Source organism: Cytobacillus mangrovibacter, from assembly GCF_042865275.1.
Taxonomy (GTDB): Bacteria; Bacillota; Bacilli; order Bacillales; family Cytobacillaceae; genus Cytobacillus; species Cytobacillus mangrovibacter.
Genome location: NZ_JBIACJ010000007.1, coordinates 1 through 16,978 on the forward strand (window position 1 = coordinate 1; position 16,978 = coordinate 16,978).

Here is a 16,978-nt window from a genome sequence, read left to right on the forward strand (position 1 = left end):
CTAATTTGCGTTTCACTCGATTTTCTGTACGAGGAAAATCGAAGGTAGAGAACGAAATGGGGCTCGCATTAATGGCAGTGAATTTAAGAAAGTTCACTGCAAACAACTAAGGTAATAGAAGAGTTTATACGAAAATATAGAAAAAGGTGAATTTGAGTGCGCTCAAATTCACCTTTTTCTATATTTGAAGCTAGTTATGTCCCAGCCTCTTTTGTGTGAGAAGAAAATGAAAGTGAATTAGGTAGAAGGAAATTGTAGTATTAATGAAGAAAAAGATAAAAGTGAGTTAGCATAAGGAGTGTTGGTTATGAATATTACATATAAATATTATGATTCTATTCCAGATCAAAAGATACTGGAAGACATTGTATTACTGCATAAGAGTATTTTTGGCCATTCTGATCACTTGATTAGCCAAATGGAAAGTAAAACCAATTTATTAATTACTATTGCTTTGCAGAATACAAAAGTAATTGGTTATAAAATTGGTTATGCACTGGATCATGACAAATTTTATAGCTGGTTAGGCGGAGTGGATGATAAGTATAGAAATTTAGGAATTGCGAGCCATTTGATGGAAATGCAGCATGAAATGTTGAGAGATAAAGGATATAGGGCAGTTCAAACAAAAACGAAGAATAAATGGCGTAATATGCTAATTTTGAATATTAAAAATGGATTCGATGTCATTGGAACTTATACTGATGATCAAGGTGAACCAAAAATCATTTTGGAAAAGAAGTTATAATATAAGCTGAAAACCACTGAGTTGTCGAGATTTCATTTAAAATGGGGACCCCCGTTTGGGCTGTAGGAGGTTCCCTTGTACAATTATAATTGTTTATAAACTGCAAATGCATCGATAATGTTGTATTGCTCTGTATGATGACTTCCATTAGCACCTGCAGTAATAAGGAGATACTCTTGTCCATTAATTTCTGCGATGCTCGCTAGGCATAATCCCGCTTGCTCCGTATAGCCGGTTTTTCCCCCAATAATCTCCCCACCCATTAAATTGGCAGAATCGATATTTTTAAACATACTGCTCTTAAATGTTATCCCGTTTGGATGAAGATTGGTTGGCGAGGTGGAATACTTTTCTGCTGTAAAAATGGTGCGAAAGGTTTTATTATTTAATGCGTATTCCACTAGTACTGAAATATCCTTCACACTTGAATAGTGATCTGGATGATGAAGACCCGTAGCATTTGTAAAATGCGAATCTTTCATGCCGAGCTGATTTGCCTTTTTATTCATAAGTTGTACAAATTCTTTTTCTGAGCCCGCAACCTCATTTGCAAGTCCAATGGTTGCTTCTGCCCCAGATGGAAGCATCGCCCCATAAAGAAGATCAATGGCAGCTGCTTTTTCATTTGGAAGAAATCCTGCCATTGATGCATTAGCCGCGTAAAGGTCAGAAAATATCTTTTCAGGAAGTATGATCCGCTTTTGTAAATCAGGTATATTCTCAATAGCAACGATGACTGTCATTATTTTTGTTAGAGATGCGGGGAAGATGATTTCTTCACTATGTTTTTCCATCAGAATATTATGATCATCTAATTTTAATAAAATGGCATTTTGACTATGCAGATCACTTTTTACTGCTTCATTTCTGTCTAGTGTTGTATTGATTTCTATTGGATGTTCCGTTGTATCATCATTTAGTCTATCCAGTATCGGATTATAAAACTTTTCAAACGGTATAAAAAAAATCGTTAACACAATCAGAAAAGTAATTATCCAACCAGTACCATTTATCCGTTTTCTTTTTCTCATAAAAACAACTCCTAGTCTTATTGCTTCACTAATTAAAACATAAAAGAAGGAGGTAGTTTTTAATTTTTCATTATTGAAACCTTAAGATTTTCTTAAGAGTGTGTTGGAATAGTAACAGTAAAAACGGTATTTTCATCATTGCTTTCTGCAAAAATACTGCCTCCGTGTGCATGGACAATTTCTTTAGCGATAGCCAGTCCTAATCCAGCTCCACCAGTGTGTGAAGTGCGGGAAGAGTCCAGTCTATAGAATTTTTCGAAAATCATATCTAACTTATGAGGGGGAATAGCCTTTCCTTTATTCGTAAAAGTAATGATTGTATTTTCATCATTGCTAAAAGCACGAATTTCAATGATGCTGTTTTCATCGCTATAAGCAATGGCATTTTTTAATATATTATTAAAGACCCTTGCTATTTTAATTGCATCAGCATTAATTTTTAGACTTTCTTCCACATTTACAATTGCTTGCTTTCCATAAGGAGCAAGTAAAGGATAGAATTCATCTGCCATTTGCAAAAGCATATAGTTCAAATTGATTGTTTCTTTATCAAGTAAAATGGTTTGTAAATTGAATCTTGTAATTTCAAAAAATTCATTGATTAGTTGTTCTAAACGTGTTGCTTTTTCTAATGTGATTTTCAAGTATTTCTCTTTTTGCTCTAATGGCATATCTGATGCCTCATCTAAGAGACTTAAATAGCCGATTACGGATGTCAGAGGAGTCTTTATATCATGGGCTAAATATACGACAAGATCATTTTTCCGCTGTTCTGCTTCCTTCGCATCCTTCGCCCGCTTTTCTAGCTTACTTTTAACGGTCTTTAACTTTTTTTCCATAAACTCAAGCTCAGAAGGCAGATGAATTTCTGTTTCCGATTCCTCTGTAAGCAAATCTACTCCTTCACTGATTTCATTAAAATAGCGTGTAAAACGAGAGAGTGCTACATAAAAAATAATTAGAAGCAATAGTATGAACCCTATTGCCAGCCATAATGATTTATTCCGCCGAAATAAAGAGGAGTAAATATTCTGTGAAGAATAGAAATCAAGATGTAGTACGTTCTCGCAAAAGCTAATAAACATATCGGCAAAAGGTGCCTGCAAAACACCGTCAATCAGCACATAATAGATGAAAAAACCGACAAGGAGAGTTAAGAGTAAAATTAATGTAATTTGAAGAATGATTTTCCTTTTTAATTTACTAAATTCATTTTTCAATTGTATAACCTACTCCCCAGACTGTTTTAATGTATGTTGGATTTTCAGCAGAATCATTCATTTTTTCACGTAGATGTCTAATATGAACCATCACTGTATTATTGCTGCTCAGGTATTTTTCACCCCATACTTCCTTGAATAATTCCTCAGAACTTACTACACGTCCGCGGTTCACACATAGAAACCAAAGAATGGAGAATTCTGTCGGGGTTAGCGACAGGTTCTTTTCGTTTAATTGACATTTCCGCGTATTCTGATCAAGTACCAGTCCTGAGAGGGTAATGATATTGTCATTTTCTTCGGCATCTTGCTGATTATACTTTGTAAATCTCCGAAGCTGCGCTTTTACACGGGCAATTAGCTCCAAAGGACGAAAGGGTTTTGTTATATAGTCATCTGCGCCTAATGTAAGCCAGTAATCTTATCGATTTCTTCATCCTTGGCTGTTAGCATAATAATGGGGAAATGAAATTTTTCTCTGATTTTTTGACAAATAGCAAATCCATCTGTTTCCGGCAGCATCACATCAAGTATGGCAAGATCCAGTTTTTCCGTGTGAATGCAATTAAGAGCTTCCTTAGCAGTGTAAAACTTATACACGGTATAATTTTCATTTTTTAAATAAACTTCGATTAAATCTGCAATTTCCTTTTCATCATCAACGACTAAAATATTTATACTCATTAGTACAATTCCTCCAAAGTCTCTAACCTTCATACCTACTTTAACAGCTTTTTGAGAGGATTCAACTATTTGGGCAGGCTGATGGATCACTTATATGAAACCTAAGAAATCTGATTACTGCAAATAAATAGATGCCAATTCAAAAGGATGAAAAGATTAGTATAGTATGCTATAGTAGCAAGTAGTTTTTATACATTTAGGTATAAAAACTTAATAATGTTCTATCAGAGATAGTCATTTGATCGACACACATTTCTGGGATAGGTATCATTTAATATAGAAGGAAAAGGATATCTATATAGGGATTGAAGGAGAAAAATGATGAGTAAATATCAACATTTTATCAAAAGCATTTCGGCTGATGTAATGGAGGAAAATATTAAATTATTGGAGCCGATTAGAAATCATACGTTTACAAAACTTGGTGGAGAGGCTGATCTTTTTATTACGCCATCTAGTTTTGCTGAGATACAGACAGTCTTAAAGCAGGCAAAAAAGTTTAATCTGCCTGTCACCCTGCTTGGAAGTGGTTCAAATGTAATTGTGAGAGATGGGGGCATCCGGGGAATTACATTATGTTTCACTAAGTTTAATCAGATAAATATTAGAGATAATGTTATTATGGCCCAAAGCGGTGCCGCAATTATTGCTGCCTCAAATTTTGCCCTAGAACATGAATTGACTGGCTTAGAGTTTGCATGTGGCATTCCTGGAAGTGTTGGTGGAGCATTATATATGAATGCTGGTGCATATGGGGGACAAATTTCAGATGTACTTGAGAAAGCAACGATAATGACAAGAGATGGCGAAATCCATTCTTTATCAAAAGAAGAATTACAATTAGGCTATCGTAAAAGTATTTTCATGAATAATGATTATGTTATTTTAGAAGCGGAATTTCATCTTAAGAAGGCTGATCCAAAATGGATCAAACAGCAGATGGATGAATTCACGATTGCTAGACAATCAAAACAGCCGCTGGAATATCCATCTTGTGGAAGTGTTTTTAAGCGGCCACCTGGTCACTATGCTGGGAAATTAATTCAAGATAGCAAGCTTCAAGGTACAAGAGTTGGTGGAGCAGAAGTGTCGACAAAACATGCTGGCTTCATCGTTAATATTGATCAGGCTACCTCAAAAGACTATATTGATTTAATTAATGTAATTAAAGGGACAGTTAAGAAAAATTTCGATATTGATTTAGAAACAGAAGTAATTATTATGGGTGAAGAATCTAAGAACTAGTGAAATTGTAAGAATAAGCAATAAGGTAAGTTAAAGCCTGCCTAAATGCATTAATATCTTGCAAATATTAATAATGATAGGTGGTAACATGAAAATGTCAGATAAAAATAAACCGTTTAGAGTTCTTTTGTATTATATGTATGTTCCTATTACTGATCCTGAAGAGTTTGCAAGTGAGCATTTGAAATTGTGTAAAGAACTTGAATTAAAGGGCAGAATTCTTGTCGCTGAAGAAGGAATTAATGGAACTGTATCCGGGACAATCGAACAAACCGAGCAATATATGGACATAATGAAAGCTGATCCTCGTTTTGCTGAGATGGTTTTTAAAATAGATGACGCTGAACACCATGCTTTTAAAAAGATGCATGTACGTCCAAGAAAGGAACTTGTAACTCTTCGATTAGAGGATGACATCAATCCGAAGGAAGTAACTGGCCAATATTTAAGTCCGAAAGAATTCTATGAAGCGATGCAGGATGAGAACACAGTAGTGATTGATGCCAGAAATGATTATGAATTCGATTTAGGTCATTTCAGAGGGGCAGTAAGACCTGACATTACGGCATTCCGCGAATTACCTCAATGGATCAAGGAAAATAAAGAGGAGTTTGCTGATAAAAAAATCTTAACGTATTGTACAGGCGGCATCCGCTGCGAGAAATTTTCCGGCTGGCTAGTAAAAGAAGGATTCCAAGATGTAGGTCAGCTTCATGGGGGCATTGTGTCATACGGAAAAGATCCTGAGGTTCAAGGGGATTTATGGGATGGACAATGCTATGTATTTGATGAACGAATTAGCGTTCCGATCAATCAGAAAGAACATGTTATTGTAGGAAAAGATTACTTCACTGGGGAGCCATGCGAACGCTACGTAAACTGTGCTAATCCTGAGTGTAATAAACAAATTATTTGCTCTGAAGAAAATGATCACAAATATTTACGCGGATGTACACATGAATGCCGCGTTCATCCACGAAACCGATATGTGATAGAACATGAATTAAGTGATGAAGAAGTATCTGTGAGATTGAAGAAAATTGAAGAATATAAGTTAGAAATCAGAAATGAAATCGCCAAGTAATGCTCAAGAAAAAATTTGCATATTTATAATAAAACATGCTAACGGCCAAATTCGTTATCATGTTTCTTAATTAGATAATATTCAATAAAAAACTGTCATGCCCATCAATGTCAGCTTATTAGATATTGAGTTTTATCCCTATCCACGGACCTGCTAATATAGTTAGTAAAGTTTATACGATGAGGAAAATGGAGGGGGTTTAATGCAGCTATTATTTTGGCCATTTATGATCGCTTCACTGATTGTTTCTATTTTTGCAATAAGCTTAAAAAAGCCAAAGCTTCTTGTGTTAGCCTCGATTTTTATCTTGCCTTTATCTTTATATCTTGCAGCCACACCGAAATTCGCCATATGGGGCTTGCTCTTTCCCCTTTTTTATATTGGGGCCGCGTTCTCCTTAAGAAGAAAATATATAGGGCTAACAGTCTTATTAATCTCCCCCAATTTTTTTCTGATTGGTTGGCTAGCATTCATTGTTATAAATCAATAATTGAAACCAAAACAGAGCTTGGAATTTCCAAGCTCTGTTTTTTATCCCAGAATGCTATTTAATTAATCACACATTTTGTGCATATCGTTCATCTGGAATTTTATTTAACATAACATAGAGACTCGTATTTTCTTCACTGCTATTAGTAAAGGCAAATTCCTCTTCGCCACCAGCCAGGATCACATCTTTTTCTGTTACTTCTGTAGGGACACCATCAATTGTTAATGTACCCCCACCTTGGATCACCATTAAATAAACGGCAGATCCTGGGTGTTTATGAGCAGGAAGCTGTTGACCAGGCATAAAGTTTAAGACAAAAACGGTGCTTTCACCTTCACGAAAAAGAATCCTTTTAGTAAATTGTTTCTCATTAAATTCTTGTGCAGCGGCAATTGATTTCTTTTCCATTTATAAAACCTCCATATAGAGAATTATTTATCAATATCTTAATGATAATCAATTTCAATTAGGGGTGACGTGATATAAATCACAAAAACTTTCTTTGATCACTATATTGTTTGTCAATTTAAAGTTTATATGTGGATTCATTTTGAAGAGATAAGAGCTAATTTCCAGAAAAAAAATTAATAATCTAATGAGAAAAAGAAATAATACGATGTGTAAGTATTAATTCTAAATGAAAGTAGGGAATGATATGACTGTAGGGACAAATATTAAACAAACGATTGCAGGTTTAAAAAGCGCACAGGCAAGTTTTGAAACGTTTGCACTTGAGACAGATAATAAAGCTGCTAAGCAATTATACCAGGATGCTGCACAACAGACTCAGACCATTATTGACAATGTTCAACCTCGTCTGCAGCAAATACAGCAAGAGGAACCACAATATAAATAATAGCCCCAAACTGGTTGGCTTCTAGCCAACCTTTTCATTATTTAATTAGAAGGTGAGAAAATGACAATTGTTTCTAATGTAAATCAATGTGTAGCAACGATTAAGTCAATAGAAGCCCAGCTTTCAAGTTTGGCGTTAAATTCCCAAGACGATAATTCCCAGAAAATATTTCATGAAATGATGAACATGATGAATGAAATAAAGAAAGACCTTCAATACCGTGTAAATGAAATGGTACTAGAGGAACCGCAATATAAACAATCGTAGGCTGGAGCTGAGGAAATGTCTGATTGGAGCCATATTATCGTCCGTTCTATTTTATTTATGTTAGTATTGTTTTTCTTTACGAAGATACTTGGCAAAAAGCAAATTTCAGAAATATCCTTTTTTGAATATATCTCTGGAATAACAATTGGAAGTGTAGCAGGCGAAGTCATTATGGGTCTGGATAGCAATATGGGACATGGGATATTAGCTATTTTCTTATTTGGAATCATAACATTTCTGGTCGATTTTATTTCTTTAAAAAGCAATTCATTCCGTGATTTTGTTGAAGGGAAGGGCACCATATTTATTAAAGATGGAAAGATCATGGAGGACAATTTAAAGAAAGAAAAATATTCAACGGACGAGCTTGGCAGTCTGCTCCGGCAAAGAAGTGTTTTTAATGTCGCAGATGTAGAATTTGCTGTATTAGAACCAACAGGAGACTTAAGTGTTCTGTTGAAAAAAGAAAATCGGCCAATAACTGCAAAAGATTTAAATATGAAGATAGCAAGTGACAAGGTTCCGCAGATGATTATTCGAGATGGAGATATCGTTCATGATGCCCTTGCTGCTGCAGGCAAAACCCGCAAATGGCTAGACCTTGAATTAGAAAAGTTGAATGTGACCATTGACAATGTTTTTTATGGACAAGTTGATTCATATGGAGAATTGACCGTCGATTTATTCGATGACAAAATTCAAGTACCATCGCCACAAACAAGACCGCTTTTAATGGCGATGCTGAAAAAATGCCAAGCTGATTTAGAAATATTCGCACTAGAAACAGAATCAGAAGCGGCAAAACAAATGTACAATAAAAATGCAAAAAAACTGAATGAAGCCATTCAAATACTAAGTCCATACTTAAATAATTAATCTGTTTTCGTAAGGCTATTTTCTAAAAGATTGTTGTTTTTTAATAAATTTTTTTCTCAAAAAGACTAGTTGATTGGAGCGGAAGGTGCGAGACTCCTGCGGGAAGTGTGGGACAGGTGAGACCCCGCAGGAGCGGATGCTCCGAGGAGGCTCAGCGCCCACCCCGCGGAAAGGGAGCATCCTGGAGCGGAAATCAACTTCTACCATTACATATTAAATAGCAACAATGTTTGCTAAAACAGTCTTTCGTAAACAAGGCCTCCAGCTCAGGGTCAAGAAGGTAATTCATTAAATGCATAGGGTTTGGTATACCCCTTCTAAAATAAATTAGTTATAGAATAGGATGTTTGCTAGCTACTTTTCTATGAAAATGAGGGTCAAGAGAAACTACGAATTTGAAAATAATGGTACCAATTGAAATATACCTGTAATATTAATAACATCTTCCTGTCAAATTATGATGATATAATGCTTTTTGAGAGTGTAAATAATAAAATATTTGTCGAACCAGATAGAATAATAAAAAATAAATCATATAATTGTCAAAATAAGTAGTTTATACATATGAAAGCAACTAGGGGAAATGGAAGGCAGGCTGAATAATGAAAAAGAAGCTAGTAATCTTAAACACGACATTAATGCTTGGATTAGGGAGTGCGTTTGCAATCCCAGCTGTAAAAGCAGATTCCTTATATACTCAAAAATCAGAAATTCAAAAAGAAAGATTAGGGATTCAATCAAGTATCTCTAAGGCAGAACAAGAATTAACAGCTGTTCTCGAAGAACTTGCTCAACTGGATCTACAAATTAAGAGGGTCGATCAAGCAATTGCTGATAACAATAAATTAGTAAAGAAAACGGAAGCAGATATTATTGCTACAAATGCTGAAATTGAAACACTAAAAAAAGAAAAAGCCGTGATCCAAGAAAGAATTGATAAACGAAATATCATCTTGAAACAACGCGCAGTTTCTTACCAAGAAAATGGAAGCTCTTCGATCGGTTATGTTGAAGTTCTTCTAGGTTCTACAAGTTTCGGCGATTTTATTGAAAGAGTTGGGGCTGTAACTAAAATTGTACAGGCTGACCAAGATATATTAGCCGAGCATGATGCTGATAAGAAAGTTTTAGAAGAAAAACAAGCATCTATTGAAAAGAAACTTACTGATTTGCAGGATATGAAATTAGAGCTTGAAGGAATGCAAGCTTTAATGCAAGAACAAAAATCTCAAAATGACGAATTAAAACTACAGCTAGAAAACAAGAAGAAGGAAACAGCATCTTTAAAAGAAAGTTTAAAATATAAAGATGGCGAGCTTGCTTCAAAAGAAGCTAAAATCAGAGAAAGAATTGCTAACCAATTTGTGCATGTTTCCAAAAATACTTCAGTAAGTACAAATTCTGGTTCATCTAGTGACAATTCTACTGCTAGTGTACCTGTTTCAGGCGGAGATTTAGGTTCAATTATCTCTGCTGGGTATAAATATATTGGTAATTCTGTGTATGTATTTGGCGGAGGAAGAACGGCATCCGACATTGCGAATGGAAGATTTGACTGTTCAGGATTCGTTTCATGGGCTTTCGCACAAGGAGGAATCAGTGTACCATCAAGTACATCTGGCTTGAGACATTCAGGTTCTAAAGTTTCAACTAGTGACATGAAACCTGGTGATTTAGTATTCTTTGATACTTATAAAAAAGATGGACATGTAGGTATTTATCTTGGTGGAGGCAGATTCCTTGGTTCACAAAATTCAACTGGTGTTGCTATCGCTAGCTTAACTAGCGGTTATTGGAAAGATCATTTTAACGGACATGTTCGCCGTATATAATTAGTAACTGGCCATATTCGTATGCTTGCGAATATGGTCAGTTTTTTTGTGTATAATTTTTTGAAAATTATTGAAATTAACCTAACGGCATGTTATTCTCTTTTTAACAAAAGAATGAAACAGTGTTTCGTAATAACAAACAATATAACAGGAGGCATAATCAATGAGCAGTTACAAAGAAATTGGCAAGTTACAGGTAGCAGAGGAACTCTATGAATTTATTAATTTGGAGGCACTTCCTGGAACAGGAGTGAAGCAAGCAGAGTTTTGGGATGGATTGGCAGAGATCATCAAGGACCTCACACCTACAAATAAAGCATTATTGGCGGAGCGGGACAAACTTCAGAATGAAATAAATATTTGGCACAAGGAAAATACGAAGGGTAACTTTAGTGATTATAAAGCTTTTCTTGAACGTATAGGCTATCTTGAAGAAGAAGGCGATGATTTCGAAATAACGACTGAAGCGGTTGATGATGAAATTGCTATCCAGGCAGGGCCTCAATTAGTCGTTCCAGTAAATAATGACCGATATGCTCTTAATGCGGCTAATGCTCGCTGGGGCAGCCTCTATGATGCACTTTATGGAACAGATGTAATTAGTGAAGAAGACGGAGCAAGTCGAAGTGGAAGCTATAACCCTATTCGAGGTGAAAAGGTTATTGCCTTTGCACGGGCTTTTCTTGATAGAACAGCTCCGTTAAAGGAAGGATCTCATAAAGATGCCATTCACTATTGTATTGTGGATGAGCAATTAAGAGTGGTTCTAAGTAATGGACTTGAGAGTGGGCTGGCAAATGAAGAGCAATTTATAGGGTATCAGGGGGAATTAGACAAACCTGCTGCCATTCTATTAAAAAATAATGGGATTCATTTCGAAATACAAATTGACCGCAATCATCCAATTGGCAAGCTTGATCAAGCTGGAGTTAAAGATATCCTCCTAGAAGCAGCGTTAACAACGATTATGGATTGTGAGGATTCTGTAGCCGCTGTTGATGCACAGGATAAGGTTCAAGTATACCGCAGCTGGTTAGGGTTAATGAAGGGCGATTTATCTGTAACTTTTACAAAAGGAAATCAATCCGTAACAAGACAGTTGAATCCTGACCGCAGCTATATGGCTCCAGATGGCCAATCCATTGCATTATCTGGCCGCTCTTTAATGTTTATCCGTAATGTAGGGCATTTAATGACCATTCAGGCTATTTTAGATGAGAATGGGGAAGAAGTGTATGAAGGGATTATAGATGCGGCTGTTACAAGTTTAATTGCGAAGCATTCATTATTAGGCAATGGCCAGTACCAAAATTCTAAAAAGGGCTCTGTCTATATTGTTAAGCCAAAAATGCATGGTTCAAAGGAAGTAGCCTTTGCCAATGAATTATTTAAACGAGTAGAGGACTTACTTGGTTTTCAGCGAAACACAATTAAGATTGGGGTAATGGATGAAGAACGTAGAACATCAATAAATTTAAAAGCGTGTATCCGTGAAGTGAAAGAACGGGTTGCATTCATAAATACAGGTTTCCTTGATCGCACAGGTGATGAAATGCATACATCAATGGAGGCAGGACCAATGATTCGCAAAAATGATATGAAGTCATCAACTTGGTTACAGGCCTATGAAAAATCAAATGTCAATAATGGGTTAGCAGCAGGTTTTCAAGGCCGTGCCCAAATTGGAAAAGGAATGTGGGCAATGCCTGACTTAATGGCAGAAATGGTGAAACAAAAAGTGGGACATTTGAAAGCTGGTGCCAATACGGCGTGGGTGCCTTCGCCAACAGCTGCCACATTGCATGCACTCCATTATCATGAAATTGATGTAAGAGAAGTACAAAATCAATTATTGAATGAAGTTAAGGATCTAAGGGATGAGATTTTACAAATGCCAGTTGAAGCTAACCCGCAATGGAGTGCCGAGGAAATTCAGGAAGAGCTTGATAATAATACACAGGGGATTCTTGGCTATGTTGTTCGATGGGTGGAGCAAGGAATTGGCTGTTCGAAGGTTCCGGATATTAATCATATTGGGTTGATGGAAGACCGTGCGACATTAAGGATTTCTAGTCAGCATGTTGCTAATTGGCTTCATCATGGGATCTGTACACAAGAGCAAGTAGTTGAAACCTTAGAACGGATGGCATTAGTGGTAGATGAACAAAATGCTGGTGACCCAAATTATCAACCAATGGCTCCAAAATATGAAGAGTCCATTGCCTTCCAAGCAGCATGCGAATTAATTTTTGCTGGGTATGAACAGCCAAGCGGCTATACAGAACCGATCCTTCATCGCCGCAGACTAGAAGCAAAAGCAAAGTTAACTATTAAGCAATAATAAAGCAAGGAGTTGTTATTGCTCCAAAAAGTAGTGGATGTTTTTCCATCAGGAGTGAAGCATTTTGGATAGAGAAAATATGGTTAAATCAGTAAGTCGGGCGCTCGATATAATAATGCTAGTCAGTAGGAAGAAAGTTGGGCTTGGTGTTACTGAGATTGCAAACCAAATGGATATTAACAAAAGCTCGGTTTACCGAATCCTTTCAACGCTCGTTCAATATGGCTATATTGAACAGGATAAGGACACCGAAAGGTATAAATTAGGCTATAAATTTTTAGAAGTTAGTTCAAGGCTTTTAGAATCAATTGATTTAAGGACTGAAGCGAAGCCGTTTTTACAGGAGCTTGAAAAAGAGACGAATGAAGTGATCCATCTCGTTGTATATGATCAGGGAGAGGTTGTGTACATTGAGAAGCTTGATGGAAATGAAGCGCTGCGGATGCATTCTAAAGTGGGAAAAAGAGCACCGATGCATTGCACGTCAGTCGGAAAAGCAATCCTTGCTCATCTGCCGTCAGCATTGGTTCAAGATATTATTGAACGAAAAGGATTGCCTTCTCATACAGATAAGACCATTACTGATAAAGATGTGTTTCTTGAGGAGCTTGCTGAAGTAAGGAGTAAAGGCTTTGCATTGGATCTGCAAGAAAATGAGTATGGGATCACATGCATTGCTGTCCCTTTATTCGATCATTTAGGAAAAGTTGCTGCAGCGGTTAGTATTTCAGGCCCGTCAATAAGGATGACAGAGGAAAGATTGAAGCAGTTGCAGCCACGGATGATTGAAATTGGTAAGCAGATTTCCGCAAGGCTCGGGTTCCGTAACACCTAGTGTGGTGTTGCGGAACTTTTTTTAGTGAAACCATACTAATTTTGCAAAATTCATCTTTTATTTGCAAGAAGCTTATTTTCTCCATTCCTCTGAAAGTGAACCTGTAAAATCTGTAAATACGCCGGTAATTCCCCATTCAATTAATTGTTCCAGGTCTTGCTTAGAATTTACCGTATAAGGATGAACAAGCAGTCTTGCCTTTCTTGCCATTCTAATATAATCTTCATCAATCATCTGATAATTCGGGCCGATTCCTGCTGCATATTGCTTCCATTTTTTTATTTCTATTTCTGTTAAGCGCGCAGGACTTTTATACGATAGAAGTTGGATTAATGGAATGGTGGGCTCCTTAGCATGAATCTTTTTGAGGCTTTTTTCGCTAAAAGATTGGATCATCACCTTATCAATTAGACCATACTCCTGAATTAAGCGGATGAGCTTTTCCTCCATTTTCGAGTAGTTATCAGGTGCTTTTATTTCGATGTAGTAATTTGTTTCTTTCCCGAAATGGTCAAAAATTTCTTTCAAAGTGGGAACTGTTTGAATTTCGTAAATAGGGTTCGCGTATTGAGGGGATTTTTTATTGAACCAGGATCCTGCATCAAGCCTTTTTAATTCCTCTAATGAATGAGATTTCACATTGCCTATTCCGTTTGTAGTCCGGTCCACTGTCTGATCATGCATGGCTACAAGTATCCCATCCTTTGTCATTTGTAAATCAATTTCGATGTAATCAGCGCCAAACTCTTGAGCTAATTGATAGGATGCTAACGTATGTTCAGGGGCATAGGCGGAGGCTCCTCTGTGACCAATTATTATAAAAGAATCTGAGATGGTGGATGTAGTGAGTGCTTTCAATTGAGAGTATCCGTAAACAAATAGTAAGAGCAGCAAGCAAATAGCAATTATTTTCACATTCATGATCTTCATACTTATCTCCTTATATTTAATAGGAAGGCATACTTCTTGTTCAAGCCATTTTGATATTGTTAGCATATTTAAGATTTTTCCTAATTAGAATAAGATGAAGAGAAATACTTTCATTCTATAAAATACTGCTAGGGAGCAATTAAATGGATTTTTTTCTATAGCCGCTAACCTATTTTTCAAATATTCATAATGTAGTATAATAGAAAGTGTATTATGTGAATTTTGAAGCGGTGTAAAGGAAAATGGAATCGCTTTCAAAATAATTGGGAAGAGGATCATTTCCAATGAAAAGGGAGGATAAATGATGGGTGAGGCTGCAAAGGTAAAAACAGTCTGCGGCTATTGTGGCACAGGCTGTGGGCTCGTTGTCGAAGTTGAGAATAATAAAATTGTGAAAATACGCGGAGATAAGGAAGCACCAGTTAATAAGGGGCAAACATGTGTGAAAGGATCGTTTGCTTATGAATATGTTCATGCTAAGAGCCGTTTAACTTCTCCATTAATCCGCAAGGCGGGGGAACTTGTAGAAACAACTTGGGAAGAAGCGTATGCCTTTATTGCCGGAAAGCTTCAAGGAATCAAATCACAATTCGGTCCTGAAGCGATCACGATGTTTGCGACGGCTAGAAGTACGAATGAAGTGAATTATGTAACCCAGAAATTTATGAGAACAGTCATTGGCAGCAATAATATCGATGGCTGTAACCGAACGTGACACGCTCCAAGCGTTGCCGGTCTGGCAACTGTATTTGGTAGTGGATTTCCAACGAATAGATTAGAAGATTTTGATCATACAGAAGTTCTTTTGCTCATGGGTTCAAATACAACGGAAGCCCATCCGATCATTGCTAATCGCATGAAGAAAGCAGTGAAATCAGGATTGAAAATTATTGTGATTGATCCACGCCGGATTGATATGGTGAAAAGCTCACACCGTCATTTGCAAATTAATGTCGGCTCAGATATTGCCTTAATGAATGCCATGATCCATGTCATTATTGAGGAAGAATTATATAATCCTGCGTTTATTAATCAATTTACAGTTGATTTTGATTCGTTAAAAGAACAAGTGAAAAGGTATACGCCTGAGTTTGCCTCAACAATCACTGGTATCAAACCGCAAGATATTATCGACACAGCAAGAGAATACGCGAAAGCGGACAAAGCAATGATTGCCTACACACTCGGAATTACTGAGCATCATTGTGGGGTTAATAATGTTTTTGATATTGCCAACCTTGCTTTATTAACTGGCCATATTGGAAAACCAGGAAGCGGGATCATGCCACTTCGTGGGCAGAATAATGTGCAGGGTGCGGGAGATATGGGCTGTCTGCCTAACATGCTGCCGGGTGCTGTTAGCATAACGAACGATGAATACCGTGCGCGATTTGAAAAAGCATGGGGGATGGAGATAAATCCGATCTCTGGAGATACACAAACTAGAGCATTTGATAAGATGGATACTGGTGCAGTGAAAGCACTTTATTGCCTTGGGGAAAATCCGTTAGTAGCGGATGTTCATATGACACATACAAGAAAGCTTCTTGAAAAATTGGATTTATTAATTGTTCAAGATATTTTCTTAACAGAAACAGCTAAGCTTGCAGATGTTGTGTTGCCTGCTAGATCATGGGGAGAAGTTGAAGGAACGTATACAAATACTGACCGCCGAATTCAGCGGGTAAGAAAAGCCGTTGATGCCCATCCGAATACGAAGGATGACTGGGTTATTCTTTGTGAACTAGCTACATTAATGGGCTATCCGATGAGCTATAATACGAGTGAAGAAATTTGGGAAGAGCTACGTGAGCTGGCTTGGGAAATGTATGGCGGGATGCCATATTCAAGACTGGAGAAAGAATATAGTCTCCATTATCCTTGTCCAGATGAGTCACATCCAGGCACATTTATTCTGCATGAGAGGTATCATAATCAGGAAATAGCAAGTGGCAATCAATCGCCATTTGTACCGGTAATATATACAGAACCAGTAGAGCTGCCTGATGAAGAATATCCTTTTACTCTTACGACTGGTAGACGGTATGAATCATATAATACTCATACGCAAACCCGTTTTTATGCAGGCGGTGTGAAGATTAAACAAACAGAGGAATCACTTGATATTCATCCAGAAGATGCCGCCAAGCTTGGTATTGAAACTGGAGAACTAGTTGAGATCAGCTCAAGAAGAGGAAGCCTCCAGGTAAAGGCGAAAGTAACCGAGCAAGTTGCACCAGGACTTGTGTTCATGAGCTTCCACTTTAGTGATGTCCCGACGAATGTTTTAACAATCAATGAATTTGATCCGATATCAGGAACGGCAGAATTTAAGGCCTGTGCAGTAAAGATTCGTTCATTAAAATGATTGCTTAAAGGAAAAGTGCTGAGCACTTTTCTTTTTTTTGTCGTGAATAGAGTTCAGTTTACTAGTTAACTAACACATTTCTAGATTTATCTAGCATTTTTTTATCGTTATCTAGTACTTTATAAATCTAATCTAGCATTCTCTAAAGTTTATCGAGCATTTCAAAAAAAT

At 36.8% G+C, this 16,978-nt stretch carries 15 protein-coding genes and 2 pseudogenes; 12 read left to right on the forward strand and 5 right to left on the reverse strand.

The window, feature by feature from the left end:
* Window positions 1-307 precede the first annotated feature (307 nt).
* Complete coding sequence (locus tag ACFYKT_RS13465; RefSeq protein ID WP_389220369.1) at window positions 308-748, forward strand: GNAT family N-acetyltransferase; 441 nt, start codon at window positions 308-310, stop codon at window positions 746-748.
* 83 nt (window positions 749-831) lie between these two features.
* On the opposite strand, the gene ACFYKT_RS13470 is transcribed toward ACFYKT_RS13465, so the two are convergent.
* From ACFYKT_RS13470 to vanR, 3 genes and pseudogenes are all read right to left on the reverse strand, one after another.
* A complete protein-coding gene (locus ACFYKT_RS13470; RefSeq protein WP_389220371.1) occupies window positions 832-1,779 on the reverse strand; it encodes a D-alanyl-D-alanine carboxypeptidase family protein in 948 nt (315 codons plus the stop codon).
* Window positions 1,780-1,871: 92 nt separating this feature from the next.
* On the reverse strand, window positions 1,872-2,999 hold the full coding sequence (gene vanS, locus ACFYKT_RS13475; protein WP_389220374.1) for a vancomycin resistance histidine kinase VanS: 1,128 nt from the start codon (window positions 2,997-2,999) through the stop codon (window positions 1,872-1,874).
* Window positions 2,989-3,683: pseudogene (vanR, locus tag ACFYKT_RS13480) on the reverse strand (VanR-ABDEGLN family response regulator transcription factor). Before vanR ends, vanS begins: the two are co-directional and overlap by 11 nt.
* A 321-nt stretch (window positions 3,684-4,004) precedes the next feature.
* Here vanR and murB point away from each other — a divergent pair.
* The 3 genes from murB to ACFYKT_RS13495 all read left to right on the forward strand — a co-directional run bounded on the left by murB (window position 4,005) and on the right by ACFYKT_RS13495 (window position 6,502).
* Window positions 4,005-4,928 carry a UDP-N-acetylmuramate dehydrogenase gene (murB, locus tag ACFYKT_RS13485; protein ID WP_389220377.1) on the forward strand — a complete coding sequence of 308 codons (924 nt, stop codon included), beginning with the start codon at window positions 4,005-4,007 and terminating at the stop codon, window positions 4,926-4,928.
* Window positions 4,929-5,022: 94 nt separating this feature from the next.
* On the forward strand, window positions 5,023-6,012 hold the full coding sequence (gene trhO / locus ACFYKT_RS13490; RefSeq protein ID WP_389220380.1) for an oxygen-dependent tRNA uridine(34) hydroxylase TrhO: 990 nt from the start codon (window positions 5,023-5,025) through the stop codon (window positions 6,010-6,012).
* A gap of 202 nt (window positions 6,013-6,214) precedes the next feature.
* Window positions 6,215-6,502 (forward strand): hypothetical protein, encoded by a 288-nt coding sequence (locus ACFYKT_RS13495; RefSeq protein WP_389220383.1) that lies wholly within the window; start codon window positions 6,215-6,217, stop codon window positions 6,500-6,502.
* A 66-nt stretch (window positions 6,503-6,568) separates the two neighbouring features.
* On the opposite strand, the gene ACFYKT_RS13500 is transcribed toward ACFYKT_RS13495, so the two are convergent.
* Complete coding sequence (locus ACFYKT_RS13500) at window positions 6,569-6,910, reverse strand: cupin domain-containing protein (RefSeq protein ID WP_389220385.1); 342 nt, start codon at window positions 6,908-6,910, stop codon at window positions 6,569-6,571.
* Window positions 6,911-7,157: 247 nt separating this feature from the next.
* Here ACFYKT_RS13500 and ACFYKT_RS13505 point away from each other — a divergent pair, with 247 nt between their 5' ends.
* The 6 genes from ACFYKT_RS13505 to ACFYKT_RS13530 all read left to right on the forward strand — a co-directional run bounded on the left by ACFYKT_RS13505 (window position 7,158) and on the right by ACFYKT_RS13530 (window position 13,509).
* On the forward strand, window positions 7,158-7,358 hold the full coding sequence (locus tag ACFYKT_RS13505; RefSeq protein ID WP_389220388.1) for a DUF1657 domain-containing protein: 201 nt from the start codon (window positions 7,158-7,160) through the stop codon (window positions 7,356-7,358).
* 60 nt (window positions 7,359-7,418) lie between these two features.
* Window positions 7,419-7,625 carry a DUF1657 domain-containing protein gene (locus ACFYKT_RS13510; RefSeq protein ID WP_389220391.1) on the forward strand — a complete coding sequence of 69 codons (207 nt, stop codon included), beginning with the start codon at window positions 7,419-7,421 and terminating at the stop codon, window positions 7,623-7,625.
* Window positions 7,626-7,640: 15 nt separating this feature from the next.
* Window positions 7,641-8,501, forward strand: coding sequence for a DUF421 domain-containing protein (locus ACFYKT_RS13515; RefSeq protein WP_389220394.1), 861 nt, complete (start codon window positions 7,641-7,643; stop codon window positions 8,499-8,501).
* 602 nt (window positions 8,502-9,103) lie between these two features.
* Window positions 9,104-10,333, forward strand: coding sequence for a coiled-coil domain-containing protein (locus ACFYKT_RS13520; RefSeq protein ID WP_389220397.1), 1,230 nt, complete (start codon window positions 9,104-9,106; stop codon window positions 10,331-10,333).
* 163 nt (window positions 10,334-10,496) lie between these two features.
* Window positions 10,497-12,674: a malate synthase G gene (locus tag ACFYKT_RS13525; RefSeq protein WP_389220400.1), complete on the forward strand. Its 2,178-nt coding sequence runs from the start codon at window positions 10,497-10,499 to the stop codon at window positions 12,672-12,674.
* Between the two features lie 64 nt (window positions 12,675-12,738).
* Window positions 12,739-13,509, forward strand: a complete 771-nt coding sequence (locus ACFYKT_RS13530; RefSeq protein WP_389220403.1) for an IclR family transcriptional regulator — start codon at window positions 12,739-12,741, stop codon at window positions 13,507-13,509.
* 72 nt (window positions 13,510-13,581) lie between these two features.
* Here ACFYKT_RS13530 and ACFYKT_RS13535 read toward each other — a convergent pair whose 3' ends face one another.
* Window positions 13,582-14,439, reverse strand: coding sequence for a glycerophosphodiester phosphodiesterase (locus ACFYKT_RS13535; protein ID WP_389220406.1), 858 nt, complete (start codon window positions 14,437-14,439; stop codon window positions 13,582-13,584).
* A gap of 304 nt (window positions 14,440-14,743) precedes the next feature.
* Here ACFYKT_RS13535 and ACFYKT_RS13540 point away from each other — a divergent pair.
* Window positions 14,744-14,902, forward strand: a pseudogene (locus ACFYKT_RS13540) (hypothetical protein); the annotation flags it as partial.
* The gene (gene fdhF, locus ACFYKT_RS13545; protein WP_389221179.1) at window positions 14,882-16,807 is read left to right on the forward strand and encodes a formate dehydrogenase subunit alpha; all 1,926 of its coding nucleotides are present in this window, start codon (window positions 14,882-14,884) and stop codon (window positions 16,805-16,807) included. The pseudogene ACFYKT_RS13540 and the gene fdhF, both read left to right, overlap by 21 nt.
* Window positions 16,808-16,978: the final 171 nt, after the last annotated feature.

Excerpts from the sequence above, each read along its gene's own strand:
- ACFYKT_RS13535 (WP_389220406.1), bottom strand. The coding sequence starts at position 14,439 with ATGAAGATCATGAATGTGAAAATAATTGCTATTTGCTTGCTGCTCTTA.
- ACFYKT_RS13525 (WP_389220400.1), top strand. The coding sequence starts at position 10,497 with ATGAGCAGTTACAAAGAAATTGGCAAGTTACAGGTAGCAGAGGAACTC.
- trhO (WP_389220380.1), top strand. The coding sequence starts at position 5,023 with ATGTCAGATAAAAATAAACCGTTTAGAGTTCTTTTGTATTATATGTAT.
- murB (WP_389220377.1), top strand. The coding sequence starts at position 4,005 with ATGAGTAAATATCAACATTTTATCAAAAGCATTTCGGCTGATGTAATG.
- ACFYKT_RS13470 (WP_389220371.1), bottom strand. The coding sequence starts at position 1,779 with ATGAGAAAAAGAAAACGGATAAATGGTACTGGTTGGATAATTACTTTT.
- ACFYKT_RS13505 (WP_389220388.1), top strand. The coding sequence starts at position 7,158 with ATGACTGTAGGGACAAATATTAAACAAACGATTGCAGGTTTAAAAAGC.
- ACFYKT_RS13520 (WP_389220397.1), top strand. The coding sequence starts at position 9,104 with ATGAAAAAGAAGCTAGTAATCTTAAACACGACATTAATGCTTGGATTA.
- ACFYKT_RS13495 (WP_389220383.1), top strand. The coding sequence starts at position 6,215 with ATGCAGCTATTATTTTGGCCATTTATGATCGCTTCACTGATTGTTTCT.
- ACFYKT_RS13515 (WP_389220394.1), top strand. The coding sequence starts at position 7,641 with ATGTCTGATTGGAGCCATATTATCGTCCGTTCTATTTTATTTATGTTA.
- ACFYKT_RS13465 (WP_389220369.1), top strand. The coding sequence starts at position 308 with ATGAATATTACATATAAATATTATGATTCTATTCCAGATCAAAAGATA.
- ACFYKT_RS13500 (WP_389220385.1), bottom strand. The coding sequence starts at position 6,910 with ATGGAAAAGAAATCAATTGCCGCTGCACAAGAATTTAATGAGAAACAA.
- ACFYKT_RS13510 (WP_389220391.1), top strand. The coding sequence starts at position 7,419 with ATGACAATTGTTTCTAATGTAAATCAATGTGTAGCAACGATTAAGTCA.